Source organism: Rhodococcus sp. NPDC004095, from assembly GCF_053604015.1.
This window is the reverse complement of the sequence record NZ_JBSGGS010000009.1, coordinates 105320-123956: the sequence shown is the minus strand read 5'-3', so window position 1 is coordinate 123956 and position 18637 is coordinate 105320. Positions and strand designations below refer to the sequence as shown.

General features: G+C 68.5%; 21 protein-coding genes. 15 read left to right on the top strand and 6 right to left on the bottom strand.

Annotated elements, in window-relative coordinates; all coding sequences use genetic code 11:
* Nucleotides 1–40: 40 nt before the first annotated feature.
* Entirely contained in the window at nucleotides 41–520 is a 480-nt protein-coding gene (locus ACWEPG_RS18580; protein WP_450115531.1) for an ArsI/CadI family heavy metal resistance metalloenzyme, read from the bottom strand.
* A 94-nt stretch (nucleotides 521–614) separates the two neighbouring features.
* On the opposite strand from ACWEPG_RS18580, the gene ACWEPG_RS18575 reads away from it, so the two are divergent.
* Nucleotides 615–974 (top strand): Rv2640c family ArsR-like transcriptional regulator, encoded by a 360-nt coding sequence (locus ACWEPG_RS18575; RefSeq protein WP_450115530.1) that lies wholly within the window; start codon nucleotides 615–617, stop codon nucleotides 972–974.
* A 252-nt stretch (nucleotides 975–1226) separates the two neighbouring features.
* Here the strand turns inward: ACWEPG_RS18575 and ACWEPG_RS18570 are convergent, their stop codons facing one another.
* Both ACWEPG_RS18570 and ACWEPG_RS18565 read right to left on the bottom strand, forming a co-directional pair.
* Nucleotides 1227–1976, bottom strand: coding sequence for an SDR family oxidoreductase (locus ACWEPG_RS18570; RefSeq protein WP_452594965.1), 750 nt, complete (start codon nucleotides 1974–1976; stop codon nucleotides 1227–1229).
* A 154-nt stretch (nucleotides 1977–2130) separates the two neighbouring features.
* On the bottom strand, nucleotides 2131–2619 hold the full coding sequence (locus ACWEPG_RS18565; protein ID WP_450115528.1) for a helix-turn-helix transcriptional regulator: 489 nt from the start codon (nucleotides 2617–2619) through the stop codon (nucleotides 2131–2133).
* A 526-nt stretch (nucleotides 2620–3145) separates the two neighbouring features.
* Here ACWEPG_RS18565 and ACWEPG_RS18560 point away from each other — a divergent pair.
* The 6 genes from ACWEPG_RS18560 (at nucleotide 3146) to ACWEPG_RS18535 (ending at nucleotide 8149) form a co-directional block, all read left to right on the top strand.
* Nucleotides 3146–3886 (top strand): SDR family oxidoreductase, encoded by a 741-nt coding sequence (locus tag ACWEPG_RS18560; RefSeq protein WP_450115527.1) that lies wholly within the window; start codon nucleotides 3146–3148, stop codon nucleotides 3884–3886.
* Nucleotides 3887–4048: 162 nt separating this feature from the next.
* On the top strand, nucleotides 4049–4858 hold the full coding sequence (locus ACWEPG_RS18555; protein ID WP_452594964.1) for an alpha/beta fold hydrolase: 810 nt from the start codon (nucleotides 4049–4051) through the stop codon (nucleotides 4856–4858).
* An 18-nt stretch (nucleotides 4859–4876) separates the two neighbouring features.
* Nucleotides 4877–5659, top strand: a complete 783-nt coding sequence (locus ACWEPG_RS18550) for an oxidoreductase (RefSeq protein ID WP_452594963.1) — start codon at nucleotides 4877–4879, stop codon at nucleotides 5657–5659.
* A gap of 352 nt (nucleotides 5660–6011) precedes the next feature.
* Nucleotides 6012–7064: a zinc-dependent alcohol dehydrogenase family protein gene (locus tag ACWEPG_RS18545; protein ID WP_452594962.1), complete on the top strand. Its 1053-nt coding sequence runs from the start codon at nucleotides 6012–6014 to the stop codon at nucleotides 7062–7064.
* Between the two features lie 112 nt (nucleotides 7065–7176).
* Complete coding sequence (locus ACWEPG_RS18540; protein WP_452594961.1) at nucleotides 7177–7356, top strand: tautomerase family protein; 180 nt, start codon at nucleotides 7177–7179, stop codon at nucleotides 7354–7356.
* A gap of 112 nt (nucleotides 7357–7468) precedes the next feature.
* A complete protein-coding gene (locus ACWEPG_RS18535; protein ID WP_450115522.1) occupies nucleotides 7469–8149 on the top strand; it encodes a hypothetical protein in 681 nt (226 codons plus the stop codon).
* 43 nt (nucleotides 8150–8192) lie between these two features.
* Here the strand turns inward: ACWEPG_RS18535 and ACWEPG_RS18530 are convergent, their stop codons facing one another.
* Nucleotides 8193–8705 (bottom strand): MarR family winged helix-turn-helix transcriptional regulator, encoded by a 513-nt coding sequence (locus tag ACWEPG_RS18530; protein WP_450115521.1) that lies wholly within the window; start codon nucleotides 8703–8705, stop codon nucleotides 8193–8195.
* A 78-nt stretch (nucleotides 8706–8783) separates the two neighbouring features.
* Between ACWEPG_RS18530 and ACWEPG_RS18525 the strand changes: the two genes are divergently transcribed.
* Entirely contained in the window at nucleotides 8784–9566 is a 783-nt protein-coding gene (locus tag ACWEPG_RS18525) for a dioxygenase family protein (RefSeq protein ID WP_452594960.1), read from the top strand.
* A gap of 62 nt (nucleotides 9567–9628) precedes the next feature.
* Here the strand turns inward: ACWEPG_RS18525 and ACWEPG_RS18520 are convergent, their stop codons facing one another.
* Nucleotides 9629–10087, bottom strand: a complete 459-nt coding sequence (locus ACWEPG_RS18520) for a peroxiredoxin (protein WP_452594959.1) — start codon at nucleotides 10085–10087, stop codon at nucleotides 9629–9631.
* Between the two features lie 154 nt (nucleotides 10088–10241).
* On the opposite strand from ACWEPG_RS18520, the gene ACWEPG_RS18515 reads away from it, so the two are divergent.
* The 7 genes from ACWEPG_RS18515 (at nucleotide 10242) to ACWEPG_RS18485 (ending at nucleotide 17130) form a co-directional block, all read left to right on the top strand.
* Nucleotides 10242–11816 carry an anthranilate synthase component I gene (locus ACWEPG_RS18515; protein ID WP_452595052.1) on the top strand — a complete coding sequence of 525 codons (1575 nt, stop codon included), beginning with the start codon at nucleotides 10242–10244 and terminating at the stop codon, nucleotides 11814–11816.
* Entirely contained in the window at nucleotides 11809–12492 is a 684-nt protein-coding gene (locus ACWEPG_RS18510) for a TIGR02234 family membrane protein (protein ID WP_450115518.1), read from the top strand. Before ACWEPG_RS18515 ends, ACWEPG_RS18510 begins: the two co-directional genes overlap by 8 nt.
* 84 nt (nucleotides 12493–12576) lie before the next feature.
* Nucleotides 12577–13386 carry an indole-3-glycerol phosphate synthase TrpC gene (gene trpC, locus ACWEPG_RS18505; RefSeq protein ID WP_450135124.1) on the top strand — a complete coding sequence of 270 codons (810 nt, stop codon included), beginning with the start codon at nucleotides 12577–12579 and terminating at the stop codon, nucleotides 13384–13386.
* Nucleotides 13387–13488: 102 nt separating this feature from the next.
* A complete protein-coding gene (gene trpB, locus ACWEPG_RS18500; protein ID WP_450115552.1) occupies nucleotides 13489–14739 on the top strand; it encodes a tryptophan synthase subunit beta in 1251 nt (416 codons plus the stop codon).
* Complete coding sequence (gene trpA, locus ACWEPG_RS18495) at nucleotides 14736–15539, top strand: tryptophan synthase subunit alpha (protein ID WP_450115516.1); 804 nt, start codon at nucleotides 14736–14738, stop codon at nucleotides 15537–15539. The genes trpB and trpA overlap by 4 nt, the downstream gene beginning before the upstream one ends.
* Nucleotides 15536–16534, top strand: coding sequence for a prolipoprotein diacylglyceryl transferase (gene lgt, locus ACWEPG_RS18490; protein ID WP_450135126.1), 999 nt, complete (start codon nucleotides 15536–15538; stop codon nucleotides 16532–16534). The genes trpA and lgt overlap by 4 nt, the downstream gene beginning before the upstream one ends.
* A complete protein-coding gene (locus tag ACWEPG_RS18485; RefSeq protein WP_450135127.1) occupies nucleotides 16531–17130 on the top strand; it encodes a TM2 domain-containing protein in 600 nt (199 codons plus the stop codon). The genes lgt and ACWEPG_RS18485 overlap by 4 nt, the downstream gene beginning before the upstream one ends.
* 59 nt (nucleotides 17131–17189) lie before the next feature.
* Here ACWEPG_RS18485 and ACWEPG_RS18480 read toward each other — a convergent pair whose 3' ends face one another.
* Nucleotides 17190–18161, bottom strand: a complete 972-nt coding sequence (locus ACWEPG_RS18480; protein WP_452594958.1) for a hypothetical protein — start codon at nucleotides 18159–18161, stop codon at nucleotides 17190–17192.
* Nucleotides 18162–18637: the final 476 nt, after the last annotated feature.

Here is an 18637-nt window from a genome sequence, read left to right as displayed (position 1 = left end):
TTCGGCCGCCCACGGGCGGCCGAACTCGTATCCCGGGTGGTCAGCAGCAGGACGTGTCGGCGGTCGCCTTCTCGCCCGTGGCCGCGGTTCCGCAGCACACACCGCCCTCGGAGCTCTGCGGGCCGTCGAGGTGCTGCGGGCTCGAGCCGAAGGTTTCCGAGTCGACGAGGACGGTGTAGACCTCCCACCTCTCACCGGCCGGGCCGGTGACCCACACCTTGTCCTGGGTGGCGAAGCAACAGGTGGTACCGATCTCCTCGTCGGTGAACAGGCCCTCGCCGGTCAGGCGGGCGATCTCGGAGTGCACCTTCTCCGACGATTCGACTTCGACGCCGAGGTGGTTGATGGTGCCGCCCTGGCCGGGGTTCTCGAGCAGGACCAGCTTCAGCGGTGGTTCGGCGATCGCGAAGTTCGCGTAGCCGGGCTTGAGCTTCGCCGGCTCGGTACCGAACAGTTTCGAGTAGAACGTGACGGCCTCCTGCAGGTCGTCGACGTTGAGTGCGAGCTGGGCACGTGACATGACATCCTCCACGTATGTGACATATATCGAATTAGCGACCACTTCAGGATCTCACCTTTTCGACATAAGTCAATATGGTCGGTAGGGTTAGTCCATGCCCAAGACGCTGCCTGTTATCGATGTCTCGGCGCCCATCTGCTGCGCCCCGGTCTCGGCCGGACCGATGACCGACGACGCAGCGCTCGAGGTCGCGCTCCGGCTCAAGGCGCTGGCCGACCCGGTCCGCATCAGGCTCATGTCGATCCTGCTCACCGCCATCGACGGCGAAGTTTGCACTACGGATCTCGCGACCGGCGTCGACGTCGCCGAATCCACCGTCAGTCACCACCTCGGCCAACTCCGAAAGGCGGGCATGATCGCCTCCGGCCGCCGTGGCATGAACGTGTTTCATCGCGCCCGCGCCGACTCGCTCGACGCTCTGCGTCTCGTCTTGAACCCAAGCTGCTGCTCATGAATCCTCAGAGCGGCAGTCGCCCCCGGTAGTCGCACGAACGGAGCCGGGTACTCAGCCGGCCAGGGATAACCGACAGGCAGACGAGACGGTCGCGGGATTCAGATCGCCTCGCGACTGAGCAGCGGCGGGGCTCGGTGGGCTGCTCATCCTTTGGATACCCTCGCCGGCGGAGGCCTTAGACTCAGGCGCGATGAGGTGCAGTATGGAGTGTCAACTCGTGGTGCCAGCGCGGTGCTGCCTTGCCGATTCCGCTCACTTTGCCTGGGCGAGCCACACCGCGTCGGCGCTGGCCGGGAATCGCAGCTGCCCGGTCGTGTCGTGCGCGGCTCGCCACACCGCGTCGGCGACGTCGCTCTCCTCGGTGTACAGGTCTTGGCTCGTGAATTCGTCCATGACACTCTTCGCCCACGGCGCGTACGGCGCCGGAACCAGATCGTCCACCGACCAGCTGTCCGTCGCCCGGGCTGCGAAGTTGGTTGTGAGGCAGGCGCCAGGCTCGACCGTCTTCGCTTGAACACCGAAGGGTGTGAGCTCGTGCGCCAGGGATGCGGTGAACCCCTCGATGGCCATCTTGCTCGCCTCGTAGACGGCCGAGAGCGGCATGTGACCGAGCACCACACTCGAGGTTACGTTGACCACCACTCCGGAGCCGCGCTCGCGGAACTGCGGCAGCACCGCCTGCGTCGTCGCCATCACGCCGAAAGTGTTGGTCTCGAAGACTTCCCGCACACGGGCCATGGGAGTCCCCTCGAACACGCCGATCGACGGAACACCCGCGTTGTTCACCAGGACGTCGATGGGCCCCGCAGCCTCGAATGCGGCGCTGATGGTCTCGGGCTTGGTCACGTCGAGCTCGACGAGGTGGAGCCGATCCGACTCGGGCAGGACACCCGCACGCGGTGTGCGCATCGTGGCGATGACGTTCCACCCCTGCGAGTGGAAGTGGTGGGAGGTCTCCCGCCCGTAGCCGGATGAGGCGCCGGTGATCAGAACTGTCTTCATGTTGCGGTCCTTGCGATGTGGGTGGGATCCGAGGATCAGAAGACATCTTCCTGCTCCTGCGGAACTGCTGACATTTCCCATTGAATCGGTTTGACCTGCGAAAACAGTAGAACTATCGTCGCCTCTTCTTGCACGATCCTCCCACCGCTCCCGGTCAGGTCAGGACGCCTGCCGGGGTGGGGCCGGTGTCGCGCAGGCGGGCCGCATCCCGACTCGGAGGTGCGCCGAACTGGCGGCGGTACTCGCGGCTGAACTGCGATGGGTTGTCGTAGCCGACGCGGCGACCGACTCCGGTGACGTCGCCCGGGTGGGTGGCGAGCAGCAGCCGAGCCTCCTGGAGCCGGATCTGCTTCTGGAACTGGATGGGGCTCATCGCGGTCACTGCCTGGAAGTTGCGGTAGAAGGCGGACACGCTCTTGAGAACGATGTGGTTCGGGTCGGACCAGTCGTAGGACAGGCGCTCCCAGACTCCACCGGATCCCTCGGTGACATCGGCATGGTCGCGACCTTGCTCGTGCACCTCGAGGTACTCGTCGGCGCTGTTGCCGAACAGCGTCGAGCGGTCGGGCCCGAAGTCGGTGAGCGCGGCGACGAACTGCTCGATCGTCGCGGTGGTCGTCTCGTGGAAGTGGATCGTGGACATGGTGTGCTCCTGGTCGGGTGGGGAGTTGCTGTCGAGATCCAGACTCGTGCCGCAGCCTTGGCCTCACACCAGTGGTGATCCCTGGTCCGGCCACGTGCGGGGGTGCGGTCACGGTTCGCCGGTCTGCCGGTTTGCCCTGCACACATCCCATGCGGACGTAAGATCATGTGCTGGGGGAGGGCATCCGAGGAGCTGCCCATGACGGAACCAGCACCGATCCCCGTGGCGTGCATCCACGGGTTGTGGGATGCACACCAGCAGCTGGGGAATCCGGGGCGCACTTTTCAACGACGCCGGATACCGGGCCCACGCCCCAGGCCGGCCCGGAGACGCGGACCGCCGAGTCGTCGGAACTGATTGCCGGCACTCCTCCACAAGACGACGGCGCACCCGCGTAACGCAGTCTTCCCGTCCCGCCCGCACTTGACGTAGCCAGGTGTTCGGGGCAGTGGTGTGTCACCCCGTCGTGTCCTCAATGGCGGGAATCTCGTTGACGTGATGCAACATTCGAACGGAAGGAATGAGCATGAAGATCGTCGTCATCGGCGGCACCGGCCTGATCGGATCGAAGGTCGTCGCTCGTCTGGGTGAAGACGGCCACGAAGCGGTACCTGCCGCGCCCAGCACGGGCGTGAACACCCTCACCGGTGAGGGAGTGAAGGAAGTGCTTCAGGATGCGAACGTTCTGATCGATGTCTCCAATTCGCCGTCGTTCGCGGACGACGACGTGATGGAGTTCTTCCGGACGTCCACCACGAACCTGCTCGATGCCGCCCGTGATGCGGGAGTCGGGCACTACGTGGCATTGTCGGTGGTGGGTACCGAGCAGCTGCCGGAGTCCGGGTACATGCGGGCGAAGGTGGCGCAGGAGGCGCTGATCAAGGGTTCGGGCCTGCCGTACTCGCTTGTGCACGCCACGCAGTTCTTCGAGTTTGCCGGGAGGATTGCCGATTCCGCCACCGTCGACGGCACGGTGCGGCTGTCGGGCGCGGCGGTGCAGCCGATGGCCGCTGACGATGTGGCCGCTGCCGTCAGCAAGACCGCCGCGGACCCCCCGCTGAACGGCGACGTCGAGGTCGCGGGGCCGGAGGTGTTCGGCCTCGATCAGTGGATCGGCACGGTGCTGGCCGCACGGCACGACCCGCGCGAGGTGATCACCGATCCGCAGGCGCAGTATTTCGGGGCGTCGCCGGACCGCGAGCTGCTGCCCAGCGCAGGCGCGCGCCTCGCGCAGACGCGGTTGTCGGAGTGGTTGACCCGTCAGTGACCCGATCGTGTGGGTGGCAGCCTGCAAGCACCACAACCCGACCACCGCTGTCATGACGACGATCTGAACCCTCGGCCACCGTTTCGTTGATCGCCTCGCCTGCCTGCATCCAGAACGGAAGCGACTCAAACACATCCCCTCGCAACAGCGAAGGAGCACGCCATGAGCATTGTTCGATTCGCCCGAGCCGCACTCGCCACCCTCGCACTCGTCGCCGCCCTGGTCGCGGCCTTGGTCACCCCGGCCGCCGCCCGACCATTGCCGACGGTCGTGTTGGTGCACGGCGCCTTCGCCGACACCACCAGCTGGGACCCGGTCGCCGCCGAGTTGCGCGGCCGCGGCTACACCGTCGTCGTCCCCGAAAATCCTCTACGCGGACCCGCCTACGACGCGGCCGCGATCGAGAAAACCCTCGCCGGGATCGCCGGGCCCGTGGTGCTCGTCGGCCACTCCTACGGCGGCGCGGTCATCACCAACACCCACAACCCGAACGTGAAGGCCCTCGTCTATGTCGCCGCCTTCGCGCCGGCACAGGGCGAGCCCGTCCAGCTCGCGCTGGACCCGATCCGATTCCCCGGCAGTCAGCTTCTCCCTCCCGTACTGCAGGTCAAGGTCGTCGACGACGCGCACGCAATCGGAGGCAAGAACATCGACGGATACATCGCCGCCGACGCCTTCCACCGGGTGTTCGCCCCGGACGTCAGCGATGCGACGGCCGCCATCATGCTGGCCCATCAGCGCTCGATCGCCCTGTGGGCCAACCTCGAGCCGTCCGGACCGACCTCCTGGTCGAACACCCCGAGCTGGGCTCTGATCCCGACCGGCGACAACATCATCCCGCCGTCGGCACAGCGGTTCATGTCGAGCCGTATCGGCGCCCACACCACCGAGATCGCCGCCTCACACGCCGTGCTCGTCTCCCAGCCCGTCGCCGTAGCCGACGTCATCACCGCGGCCGCGGCGGGCAGCTGACCCGAGGAGGACGAACCCATGGACCTGCAGCTGAACGGCACGGCTGCCGTCGTCACCGGCGCGAGCAAGGGCATCGGCCTCGCGATCACCGAATCGCTCGTCCGTGAAGGTGCGCACGTGATCGCGGGAGCACGCACCCGCACCGAGGAGATCGCCGCCCTCGAATCCGCAGGCGACGTCACTTTCGTCCCGGTGGACCTGGCCACCTCGGATGGGCCACGGAACCTCATCGAGGCGGCGAGCGCCCGAGGCGGTATCGACGTGCTGGTCGACAACGCCGGCGCGGTGACACCACGTCCGAACGGGTTCGTCAGCGTCACGGACGATGACTGGCTCGCGTCCCTGACATTGACGTTCCTGTCGGCGGTCCGCACCACCCGCGCGGCTCTGCCGTTGATGACCGCGCGTGGTGGGAGCATCGTGACCGTCAGCTCGGTGAATGCCTTTCTTCCCGACCCGGCGATCATCGACTACTGCGCCGCAAAGGCGGCGTTGACCAACTTCTCCAAATCGCTATCGAAAGAGGTTGCCTCTCAAGGTATCCGGGTGAACACGGTCAGTCCGGGTCCGGTGACGACCGCGTTGTGGACCGGTGCGGAGGGTGTCGCTGCCACCGTGTCCAGGGCGAGTGGGGTCGCAGCGCAGGTCGTCATCGACCAGACGGCCGCGATCACCGAGACGGGCCGCTTCACGAGCCCCCAGGAGGTCGCCGATCTCGTCGTGTTTCTGGCTTCTGGTCGGGCGGCAAATATCACCGGCGCCGACTTCGTGATCGACGGTGGCCTGATCAAGACCCTCTGACCGCGACCGGCCGGAATTCGCGGGGAGCGATGTGAGCGACGCGTGTACAGCAACCCCCACTCCGGCTGCACACGCTCACGAGAGGTCGGCGGCACCGAGTCCGGAGCCGGTGGCCTCGACAGCCCGGTTGGCGCAGGGGGTTGTGCCTACCGGGCTCACGCCGCCCGTATCTGTGGTGGGTGATCCTGCGATCGTGGCGCGGCACGACGACGAACTGTCCTGTGTGCCTTGTTCGTTGCGGCAAGGAGCGTGAATCGAGCCGTCGCTCGAATTTCGCCGTTGCAGGACGCAGCCGGTGTCATGCACGCCGAACCACTGTGGGGCCGGATCCGATCGAAGGAGCGTCAGGAAGATGAGAACCATGAAGTCTGTTGTCGCCGCCATGGTAGGCGAACCGTCCGAGGTTCTGCACCTGCAGACTCGCCCCATTCCGGAGCCCGGCCCCGGCCAGGTCCGGATCCGGGTGGCGGCTGTGCCGGTTCATGCCAGCGATCTGCACACCGTCCGCGGCAGATACGGATTCACCCCGGAGTTCCCCACCGTGCCCGGAATCGAATCCGTTGGGGTGATCGACGAAGTCGGTAGCGGCACAGAAGGTTTGACCGTCGGGCGACGCGTCATCACGGTCGGAGTCAGGGGAACGTGGCAGGAGTACGTCGTTGTCGATGCCGAACGCGTATTGCCTGTTCCCGCCGGCATGAGCGATTCCACGGCCGCCCAGATTCTCAGCAATCCGCTCACCGCCGTGATCTTGACCGGTGATGAGCTCGATGTTCGACCGGGTGAATGGCTCTTGCAGACGGCGGCCGGATCAACCGTCGGCCAGTCGGTCATTCAGCTCGGCACGCACGTCGGGTTCCAGACCCTCAACGTGGTTCGCCGGCGTTCCGCTGTCGAGGACATCCTCGCGTTGGGCGGCACCGCGGTGATCTGCACGGAGGATGAGGACCTGCGCGAACGCGTGGCCGACATAACCGGTCGTGACGGCGTGTCCAAGGCGATCGACTGTGTCAGCGGTCAGGTGGGGGCGGACGTGTCGCGTGCACTGGCACCACACGGTGAGCTGGTCGTCTTCGGTGCACTGTCCACGCACCGCCAAACCGATCCCGACAAACTCACCATCCCCGTCTTCGCGCGCTCGCTGATCTACGAAACCAAGATCGTTCGGGGATTCTGGCTGCTCCGCTGGTTCGCCGAGACCTCGAAGGATCGGATGACCGCAGTGATCGACCGGACGCTTCGGTTGGTCGACAGCGGCGCGCTGCGGGTGCCCGAGGGCCAGCCGATTCCCGTCGAAAGGTTCAGCGAAGCCGTCGATCTGGCCGAAGCCCCCGCACACGGGGGCAAACCGCTGTTGCTGTTCGATCGAGGACGCAGTGCCGATGACCGGGCGACGACGGCCTGAACGGGCGCCGATCGAGAGCATCGATAAGCACTCCGATGCAAATCAAGAGGGCAAAGTTCACCGCCGTGACCGGCTCGTGCGGGTCGGTTCGCTGCTGTGGCAGATTGCTGTCATGCCGTTGATTCAGATCAGTCAGACTCCCGGGCTCACCGCCGAACAGAAGCGTGCGGTCGTCGCCGCCGTGACCTCCGCCTACGCGGAGGCCTCCGGGAAGGATCCCGCCAAGGTGTGGGTCACCATCACCGAGGTGCCGGGGGAGAACTGGGGCGTCGGAGGCGTCACCCTGGTCTGACCGCTGGAGTCCGCGTGCACCTGCTCGATTCGGGTAGTTCACTACGCTGTGGCTCGGCGATCACCGCTGGGAACCTCGATTGTGTCCTTCAAGGGCGAGCGAGGTGTGAGCGATGGACAGCGACAGGCAGCCGGGGCCGGATTCCGTCCCGCTCGAACAGCAACAGGCGCCCGCGGCCGAGGCGCAGGCGTCGAAGTCGGGTCTGGAGCGCGACGTGCGGGTTGCCACCCGTAGTGGTCGATACGCCCTGATCGCCGCGCTGTGCGCCGCGATCGTGTCCAGCGCGGTGTCGGCCGGGTCCGCGCTGTACGTGAGCGGCAACCAATTGGATCGCAACGAGAGGCTCGCAGTCGCGCAGGATGTCCGCGAGAACCGGCAGGAGGCCTACGCCGAATTCGTCAGTGCCTTGATGGATCTCAACGGCGGGCTTGGCGCGCTGAAGGGGGCGTTGACCAGGAATCCGCCCGACCGCGAGGTTGTCCGCGGCATCGTCCAAGGTCTCAGCGCTCGGGGATTGGCAACGTGGACCGCGGTCAGCAAGGTCCTCCTCGTCGGTAACGATGGCCTGGAAGGGACTGTCGGCAAATTCGCCGATTCGTACACCCCGTTCTTCGGCGACCATCTGAATCCGTTCGCGAGCCGCAATCTGCAGGGGGAGGGTGAGCGGGACCCCGACGGCTTGCTGCGCGACGGACCGCCCCTGATCGCCGAGATCGACCGGCTGATCGCGGCCAGCGGCGACATCCTGACGTCCTTCTTGGACCAGGCACGCGAGGACCTCGGCGCCGGCTGAAGGCCGGCCACCGCCAGGCGTCACGGCACCGTTCGGCCCCGGGTCAGGCCTTGCCGGTGCCCTCGGCGATGGCGCGATCGAGCTGGGTGACCATTGCCTTGCCGAGCGAGATCAGCTCGCGGACCTGCTCGTCGTCGAGTCCGTCGAACACGAGGGCCTGCACCGTCTCGACGTGACCCGGCGCGGACTCGACGACCTTCGCGTGTCCGGCCGGGGTGAGCACGGCGAGGGATCCGCGGCCGCCGACGATCGCCTTGCGGCGCACCCAGCCGGCCTTCTCCATCTTCGTCACCACGTGCGACAGCCGCGACAGTGAGGCGTTGGCGTCGGCGGCGAGCGCGCTGAGCTGCAGCCGCTGCTGCGGGGCCTCGGAGAGGACGGCGAGGACGAAGTACTCGAAGTGGGTGAGCTTGGCGTCGCGCTGCAGCTGGGTGTCGAGGGCGGCGGGCAGTCGGGTGGTCAGCGCGACGAGTTCGCGCCAGGCGCGCTGCTGCTCGTCGCTGAGCCAGCGCGTCGGCTGCTGCGACTTCGGCTCGCCCTCGTGTGCCTCGGTCATTGCCGCCCCCTCGGAATAGTTGTGATGTGCGCGCGTTGACTCCTATGATAGTTGAAGCTTCAACATCAAGGAGTGGTAATGACCGACCTGGCCATGCCGGCGCTGTACCTGAGCCATGGTGCACCGCCGCTCGTCGACGACGCACTGTGGGTCTCGCAACTCGAACGGTGGGCACGCGATCTGCCCCGGCCGAAAGCGATCCTGATGGTGTCCGCGCACTGGGAGTCGGCGCCGCTCACCATCGGCTCCGTCACCACCGGGACGCCGCTCGTCTACGACTTCGGGGGCTTCGACCCGAAGTACTACCGCGTGCAATACGCCTCACCCGGGGCGCCCGACCTCGCCCGGCAGGTCGCCGCACTGATGCCCGACAACGAACCCGTGTACCACCAGCCCGACCGCGGCCTCGATCACGGTGCCTACGTCCCGCTCACCGTCATGTACCCCGGCGCCGACATTCCGGTCCTGCAGATCTCGATGCCGACCCTCGACCCGGAACGGCTGCTGCACCTGGGGGAGCGGCTGCGTCCGCTGCGCGAGCAGGGCGTCCTGATCGTCGGATCCGGGTTCACCACCCACGGCCTGCCCTTCCTGCGGGACTGGACGCCCGACGCCGCCGCACCCGGCTGGTCCGCCGAGTTCGACGCGTGGGCGCGTGAGCGGTTCGCCGGCGGCGACGTCGACAACCTCGTCGACTTCCGTTCCCAGGCGCCCGGCATGCCGTATGCCCACCCGACGATCGAGCACTTCGCGCCGCTGTTCGTTGCGCTCGGAGCCTCCTCCGACCCCGAGCAGACGCCCGAGCAGGTCATCGACGGTTTCTGGATGGGCCTGTCCAAACGGTCCCTGCAGCTGGCGTAGGCGGCTCCGCCGCCCGTGCGCGTTTCCGGTGGCCCCGGCTGCCGAGAACGTGCACGGGCGCGTCAGCGTCTGGCGCGGAGGAAGTCCAGCGCCTCGTCGGCGTGCGTGTTGGCGCGCAGCTCGCTGGCGATCACCTTCAGCACCGTCCGATCGGTGTCGATGACGAAGGTGGTCCGCTTGACGGGGGACAGCTTCGCCAGCAATCCGCGCCGAACACCGAACTGCTCGGCAACCACACCGCCGACATCCGACAGCAGCGGGTAGTCGAACGACTTCGCCGACGCGAACGACGCCTGCTTCTCGACCGCGTCCGTCGAAATACCCGCCCGCGACGCCCCGACCGCCGCGAACTCGGCGGCCAGATCGCGGAAGTGACACGCCTCCGCCGTACACACCGGGGTGTTCGCGGCCGGATAGAAGAACAACACCAGCGGTCCGTCGGCGACCAGGTCGCTCAGTTTCCGGACCGTGCCGGACTGATCGGGCAACGCGAAGTCGGGGGCCTGCTCTCCGGTCTGCATGCGCGCGAGGCTACCGCCCCGGACCGCAGTGGGGGAGACACTCCACCCCGGTCGCTCCGCAGGCTCCGCTCCTGCACACCCTGCTCACTCCGCAGGCTCCGCTCCTGCACACCCTGCTCACTCCGCAGGCTCCGCTCCTGGGATGATGGGGACCATGCCCGGCGAGTCGATCACCGTCACCCCTGCACCCGCTGCCGCCGACACGGCCGCAGCCACCACCACCCGCGCGCAGTTCCGCGCCCTGGCGGCCGAGCATCGGGTCGTCCCGGTCACGCGAAAGGTGTTGGCGGACGCCGAAACTCCGCTCTCCGCCTACCGCAAGCTGGCGGCCGACCGGCCCGGAACCTTCCTTCTCGAGTCCGCCGAGAACGGTCGCTCCTGGTCGCGCTGGTCGTTCATCGGTGCCGGCAGTCCGGCGGCGTTGACGGTCGTCGACGGTGAAGCCGCCTGGTACGGCAACGTGCCGGCCGGTGCGCCGTCCGGCGGCGACCCGATCGTCGCCCTCGGCCAGACCCTCGAACTGCTGCGCAGCGAACGCCTCCCCGACCTGCCCCCGCTGACCGGCGGCATGGTCGGCTTCATGGGCTACGACATCGTGCGCCGCCTGGAACGGCTGCCCAGCCACGCCGTCGACGACCTGCAGATCCCCGAGATGGTGATGCTGCTGGCCACCGACCTCGCCGCCGTCGACCACCACGAGGGTGCGATCACCCTGATCGCGAACGCAGTCAACTGGGACGGCAGCGACGAACGCGTCGACGAGGCCTACGACGACGCGGTCGCCCGCCTGGACGCGATGACCCGCGCCCTCACCGCGCCCGCACCCTCGACCGTCTCCACCTTCACCAAGGTCGTCCCGGAGTTCCGGCGCCAGCGCACCACCGAGGAGTTCGGGGCCGGCGTGCGCCGGCTGATCTCCGAGATCGAGGCCGGTGAGGCGTTCCAGGTCGTGCTCTCGCAGCGCTTCGAGATGGACACCGACGCCGCGCCCGCGGACATCTACCGGATGCTCCGTGCGTCCAACCCGAGCCCGTACATGTACCTCGTCAACATCCCCGACGGCAGCGGCGGCACCGGGTTCACCATCGTCGGCTCCAGCCCCGAGTCGCTGGTCACCGTCAAGGAGGGCACCGCCACCACCCACCCGATCGCGGGCACCCGGTGGCGCGGCGCCACCGAGGAAGAGGACCTCCTTCTCGAGAAGGACCTGATCGCCGACGAGAAGGAGAACTCCGAACACCTGATGCTCGTCGACCTCGGCCGCAACGACCTCGGCCGCGTGTGCGAGCCGGGCACGGTGAAGGTGCACGACTACCGGCACGTCGAGCGCTACAGCCACGTCATGCACCTCGTGTCGACCGTCACCGGTCGCCTCGCCGACGGCAAACACGCCCTCGACGCGGTCACCGCCTGCTTCCCGGCGGGCACCCTGTCCGGGGCGCCGAAGGTGCGGGCGATGGAACTGATCGACGAACTCGAACCGACCCGCCGTGGCATCTACGGCGGCATCGTCGGCTACCTCGACTTCGCCGGCGACGCCGACACCGCCATCGCGATCCGCTCCGCACTGGTCAAGGACGGCACGGCGTACGTACAGGCCGGCGCCGGCGTGGTCGCCGACTCCGATCCGGTCTACGAGGACACCGAGGCCCGCAACAAGGCGATGTCGGCGCTGAGCGCGATCGCCGCCGCGGGCACCCTGCGTGCCCTGGGTGGCCACGATGAGTGACGCCGACACCAGCGCCCCCACCCGCCGTTCGGTCCCCCTCGCGGTCCTGCCGGTGCTGCTGCTCGCCGTGGCCGCGCTGTGCCTGTGGGCGTCGTCGCGGATGACGTGGGTGCGGGTCGACTCGTTCGACGGGCTCGGCGAGGCCCGGACGACCGACCTCATCGGCGGCACCTGGGCGGCCGCGACCACGCCGCTCGCGCTGGCGCTGCTCGCGGCGATCGCGGCATCGTTCGCGGTGCGCGGCTGGGCGCTGCGGGTGGTGGCGCTCATGGTCGCCCTCGTCGCGGTCGCGGCGATCGTGCCCGCGGTGCAGTTGCTGACCACCGACGTGGATCCGGATCGTGCGGGCCGGCTCGCGGAACTGCCCGATCGTGCCGAGGTGACCGCCACCGAGGTGTCCACGACGCCGGCCGTGCTGGTGGTGATCGGCGGTGTGCTGGCACTGGCCGCGGCGGTCGCTCTGCTGCGCAAGGCCTCGGTCAGCACCGGCCTGTCGTCGAAGTACGCGGCCCCGGCGGCCCGGCGTGAAGAGGCTTCGAAACGGCACGAGTCGAAGGAACCGCCGAGTCAGCGGGTGCTGTGGGACGCTCTCGACGCGGGCGACGATCCCACCGACGACGAGCCCGGCGACCCCGGCCGACCGGGCACGACCGATGGCACGGACACCCGCCCGTAGTCAAGAGAACGGCGGCCTCTAGGCTTGGCCGAACGGATGACCTTCCTCACAATCGGCGACAGCCCAGAAAGGACTCGGGACGCGATGACTGTTCTCGATTCGATTCTCGACGGGGTGCGCGCCGACGTCGCCGCCCGTGAGTCCGTCCTCGACCTGGCCGCCGTCAAGGCCGCCGCCGCGGCGGCCACGCCCGCGCTCGACGCGGCCGCCGCTCTGCGCGCCGACGGCATCGGTGTCATCGCCGAGGTGAAGCGCGCCAGCCCGTCCAAGGGTGCGCTGTCCACCATCACGGACCCCGCCGCACTCGCCCGCGCCTACGAGGACGGAGGCGCCCGGGTGATCAGCGTCCTCACCGAGGAGCGCCGGTTCAAGGGCTCCCTCGCGGACCTCGACGCCGTCCGCAAGGCGGTGCGCATCCCGATCCTGCGCAAGGACTTCATCGTCGGGCCGTACCAGATCCACGAGGCCCGCGCGCACGGCGCGGACGTGATCCTGCTGATCGTCGCCGCTCTCGACCAGAACACCCTCGCGTCGCTGCTCGACCGCACCGAATCGCTCGGTATGACCGCGCTCGTCGAGGTGCACACCGAGGAGGAGGCGGATCGCGCACTCGAGGCCGGCGCGAGCGTCATCGGCATCAACGCCCGCAACCTCAAGACCCTCGAGGTCGATCGCGACACCTTCGGCCGCATCGCGCCGGGGCTGCCCAGCAACGTCGTCAAGATCGCCGAGTCCGGTGTCCGCGGCACCGCCGATCTGCTCGCCTACGCCGGTGCCGGCGCCGACGCGGTGCTGGTCGGAGAGGGCCTGGTCACCAGCGGCGATCCGCGCACCGCGGTCAAGGATCTGGTCGCGGCGGGCACGCACCCGTCGTGCCCTAAGCCGTCGCGCTGACCACCCGACCCGGGCGGAATGGCGTCGCGGCGTCTAGGGCAGACTGAACAGGTGACTGCAGACGATCCCGTACTTTCCGCCAAGGGCCGTGGCCTGCCCCTCATGAGCGACGCCGTGGCGGTCCCCACCGCGCACGAACCAGATGCCGGCGGACACTTCGGGGTCTTCGGCGGCCGCTACCTTCCCGAGGCACTGATGGCCGTCATCGAAGAGGTGACCGCCGCCTACGAGAAGGAACGCAACGACCCGGGTTTCCTGGCCGAACTCGACCGTCTCCAGCGCGACTACACGGGGCGCCCCTCGCCGGTCTACGAGGCGACCCGGCTCAGCGAGCACGCGGGCGGGGCGCGACTGCTCCTCAAGCGCGAGGACCTGAACCACACCGGCTCCCACAAGATCAACAACGTGCTGGGGCAGGTCCTCCTCGCCAAGCGCATGGGCAAGACGCGCATCATCGCCGAGACCGGCGCGGGCCAGCACGGCGTCGCCACCGCGACCGCGTGCGCCCTCTTCGGCCTCGAATGCCTCGTGTACATGGGTGAGGTCGACACCGTGCGGCAGGCCCTGAACGTGGCGCGCATGCGTCTGCTCGGCGCCGAGGTCGTCGCCGCCGTGACGGGCTCACGCACGCTCAAGGACGCCATCAACGAAGCGATGCGCGACTGGGTCACCAACGCCGACACCACGTATTACTGCTTCGGTACCGCCGCCGGGCCGCACCCGTTCCCGGCGATGGTCCGCGACTTCCAGCGCATCATCGGCCTCGAGGCGCGTGCACAGGTGCAGGCGCTGACCGGTCGACTGCCCGACGCCGTGGTCGCGTGCGTCGGTGGCGGGTCCAACGCCATCGGCATCTTCCATCCGTTCATCGACGACCCGTCGGTGAAGCTGGTCGGCATCGAAGCGGGCGGCGACGGCGTCGAGACCGGGCGGCACGCCGCGACCATCGGCGGTGGCACCCACGGCGCGCTGCACGGCGCGTACTCGTACCTGCTGCAGGACGAGGACGGGCAGACCATCGAATCGCACTCGATCTCCGCCGGCCTGGACTATCCCGGTGTCGGACCGGAACATTCGTGGCTCGCCGACACCGGCCGCGCCGAGTACCGGTCGGCCACCGACACCGAGGCGATGGAAGCGTTCCGGCTGCTGTGCCGCACCGAGGGCATCATCCCGGCGATCGAGTCCGCGCACGCCGTCGCGGGCGCGCTCGAGCTCGGCCGGGAACTCGGTGAGGGGGCGATCGTCGTGGTGAACATCTCGGGCCGCGGCGACAAGGACGTCGACACCGCAGGCAAGTGGTTCGGGTACCTGCCCGCCGACAGCACCGACACCGAAGGAGCCGCGCAGTGAGCGCCCCGCACGAACGCCTCACCGAGATCTTCACGACCTGCCGCGCCGAGAAGCGCGCCGCGCTGGTCGGCTACCTGCCGGTCGGCTTTCCGACCGTCGAGAAGTCCATCGAGGCCGTCACCACGCTCGTCGAGGGCGGCTGCGATCTCGTCGAGGTCGGCATCCCCTACAGCGATCCCGTCATGGACGGCACCACGATCCAGAACGCCGCCAACGCAGCGCTTGCCGCCGGTGTGCGCGTCCGCGACGTGTTCCCGGCCGTCAAGGCCGTCACCGATGCGGGCGGCGCCGCCGTCGTCATGACGTACTGGAACCTCGTGCTCAAGTACGGGGTCGAGAACTTCGCCCGCGACCTCGCCGCCGCGGGTGGGCTCGGCATCATCACCCCCGACCTGATCCCCGACGAGGCCGCCGACTGGATCGCCGCGTCCGACAAGTACGGCCTGGGCCGCATCTTCCTCGTGGCACCGTCGTCGACCAACGAGCGGCTCGCGATGACCCTCGATCACTGCCGGGGCTTCGTGTACGCGACGTCGACGATGGGCGTCACCGGTGCCCGCGACAACGTCGACAACCGCGCGCCGGAGCTGGTCGCGCGGGTGCGTGAGCACTCCGACATCCCGGTCGGTGTCGGACTCGGCGTGCGGTCCGGCGCGCAGGCCGCGGAGATCGCCGCGTACGCGGACGCCGTCATCGTCGGGTCCGCGCTCGTCACCGCCACCGCCGAGGGCCCGGACGCGCTGCTGGCGCTCACCACCGAACTCGCCGCGGGCGTCCGTTCGGCTACCGTGGCGTCGTGACCGACGTTCTCGCCTACATCCCGAGCCCCCCGCAGGGCGTGTGGAACATCGGCCCCGTGCCGCTGCGCGCCTACGCCTTCTTCATCATCGTCGGCATCGTCGTCGCGGTGGTCTGGGGCGACCGCCGCTGGGTGGCGCGGGGCGGCGAGAAGGGCACCGTTCTCGACGTCGCGATCTGGGCGGTGCCGTTCGGCCTGATCGGTGGTCGGCTCTACCACGTCCTCACCGACTGGACCACCTACTTCGGCGAGGGCGGCAATCCCGGTGACGCCCTGAAGATCTGGCAGGGCGGCCTCGGGATCTGGGGCGCCGTCGCGCTCGGCGCGGTCGGCGCCTGGATCGGCTGCCGCCAGCGCGGCGTGTCCGTGGCCGCGCTCGGTGACGCGATCGCCCCCGGAATCCTGTTGGCGCAGGCCATCGGCCGGCTCGGCAACTGGTTCAATCAGGAACTCTACGGCCGGGAGACCACGGTGCCGTGGGGCCTGGAGATCTACGAGCGGGTGAACTCCGCCGGCCGCCTCGACGCGCTCACCGGCACCTCCAACGGCGTCGTCGAGAAGGTCGTGCACCCGACGTTCCTGTACGAACTGATCTGGAACGTGCTGATCGTGATCCTGCTCGTCTGGGTGGACCGCCGGTTCCGGATCGGGCACGGCCGCCTGTTCGCGCTGTACGTCGCCGGCTACAGCCTGGGCCGCTTCTTCGTGGAGTTGATGCGCGACGACCACGCCACCCACATCGCGGGCATCCGCATCAACTCGTTCACCTCGGCGATCGTGTTCGCCTGCGCCGTGGCGTACTTCCTGCTCGCCAGGAAGGGCCGGGAGACCCCGGCGGAACTGCGGATCGGGAAGGCGCGCGAGGAGTACGTGGCCGAGCACGCCGACGACCCGCAGGCCGCGGGAACTCCGGGCGGGGCCGCAACCGTTGACGCTGGGAAGGCCGAAGCGTCGCCAGGGGATGGTGACGCCACCAAACAGGGGGACGACACGTGACCGGACCGACCGACGACTGGCAGAAGCGGATCGAGGCGGGACTCCCGTTCCACCCCACCGCCGACGAACTCACCGCCGGATACCCGACCCCGGACACCCCGAACCCGCCGGGCGAGTACCCCGGTGGTGCCCCCTCCGCCGAGTTCCCGAACACCGGACACCCGGCGGCGCCCGGCCCGGTGTTCGGCGCGCCCGGCAGCGGACCGGGATACCCGCCGCCCGGCTTCGCGTCGCCGGCCACCACCCAGCAGTTCGCCGCCGTCCCCGGATACGGGTACATGGCGGCCGACGCCGCAGCACCTTTCGGCCGCGACCCGGTGACCGGGGAACCGCTGTCGGACAAGTCGAAGGTGGCGGCCGGGCTGCTGCAGATGCTGCTGCCGTTCCTGTCGATCTGCGGAGTCGGCCGCCTCTACATCGGCAGCACCGCGATCGGGCTGATCCAGCTGCTCGGCATGTTCGTCGCGTTGTTCATGTCGCTGGTGCTGATCGGCATCCCGTTCGTCATCGGGTTCTGGCTGTGGACGTTCATCGACGGGATCATGATCCTGGCCGGCAACGTTCGCGACGGTCAGGGCCGCAAGCTCCGGAACTGACATTGCGACGGTCGCGGGCCGGACGATCGGGCGCCGCCCGCGACGGGCGGTGCCGGTGGCTATGACGCGAGGTCGACGCGGATCGACTCGTTGTCGCGAACGACGAAGACGCGGTCCACGCCCTGCTTCCAGTTGTTGGGGACCAGGAAGTACCTGTCCGAGGTTTGGGCGAGCAGCAGCAGACCCGTGTACAGATGGCCATAGTCGCCGTTGGTCACCGTCAGGTGTTGTGAGCCCCCACCGTCGAGCAACAGGTTGTCCTTGCTGAAGACCACGACGGACGTCAGAACGCCCAGGTTGCCGGCCTTCGCCGCGGCCTCCTGTTGGCCGTGTGCGTCGCCGTACAGGCCGACCGCCCAGAACGCGGCAAGGAACCCGACCCCGATCAGGGCGAGCGGAAGCACCCAGGGATATCGAACGGTGTGGGCGGGGGCAGTCCGTACGGACAGGGGAGCGTCGTAGGTCGTGCGCAGCACCGCGATGTAGGCGAGCAGGACGACTCCGCCGATCAGCACGATCGGGAGACAGATCTGCGGCAGCCAGCCGAACCATGTGCGGAAGACATAGGCCGCCAACACGAAAGCGATCGATCCGACACCGGCCACGAGGGCGATCGTCAGGGCGCGGGCGAGCATACGGCCCTCCCGGACCTGTTGCGTCGAATCCGATGGCGGCGAGTCCGGCTGCGACTGCGTGGTGAGGGCGGGGAGTACCACGAGTCGGTGGACGCCGAGCAACACCAGCAGGGAGACAAGGAAGAAGAGCGCCGGCGAGAACGTGGCTCTGATGCTGCTGAGCAGGTAGTCGGATGTCGAGTAGCCGAGCGTGCGGACGTCGATACCGAAGTAGTCGTAGTAGGCGTGCTTGACCGTCCAGCCGAAGTAGTACAGCAGCCCCGTGATCAACGCCGCCTGTGACGTGATGGCGCCGAGGACGGCGAACGTGGATGGCGTGGCCGGATCCCGACGGAGTGTTCCACCGGATTCCGGGCGAATGTGGTCGTCGTGCGGGCGGGTCGAGTCAGTCGTCATGGCGTGTCGCGGTCAGGCGGTGGCGTTCCCTCGTCCGGCGGTTCCGACGTCTCTTCGTCTGAAGGAAGGACAGGTGCGGGCGCCGGGGGCCCGATTGTGGCGGGGGGCCCGATGTGGCCTGGTGCCGAGGACTTCTCGGGCGGAGGAGCCGTGGACTTCAGTACGTCACCGATGTCGGTTGCGTCGACGGAACCCGTACGGGTTGCCACCGCAGGTGAGCCGACGGGTGGCGTGGTCGACTGCTCGTCGGATTCCTCGCGGCACCCGCCGAGGAGGAGGCTCCCCGCGAGCGCGACGACGATCAGCGCAGCCCCTGCACGGGAGGTCGATCGTGGGTACCGCATTTCGCACCTCGATGACTCGGCCCGGGCCGTGTCCGGACCGGATCGGTCCCCGGATGAGGCCAACGTATTCCCCCGACCGTCGAACCACGCGCGTAGTCGGCTACTCGAATCCCGCGCCCGCCGAGGCCCCCA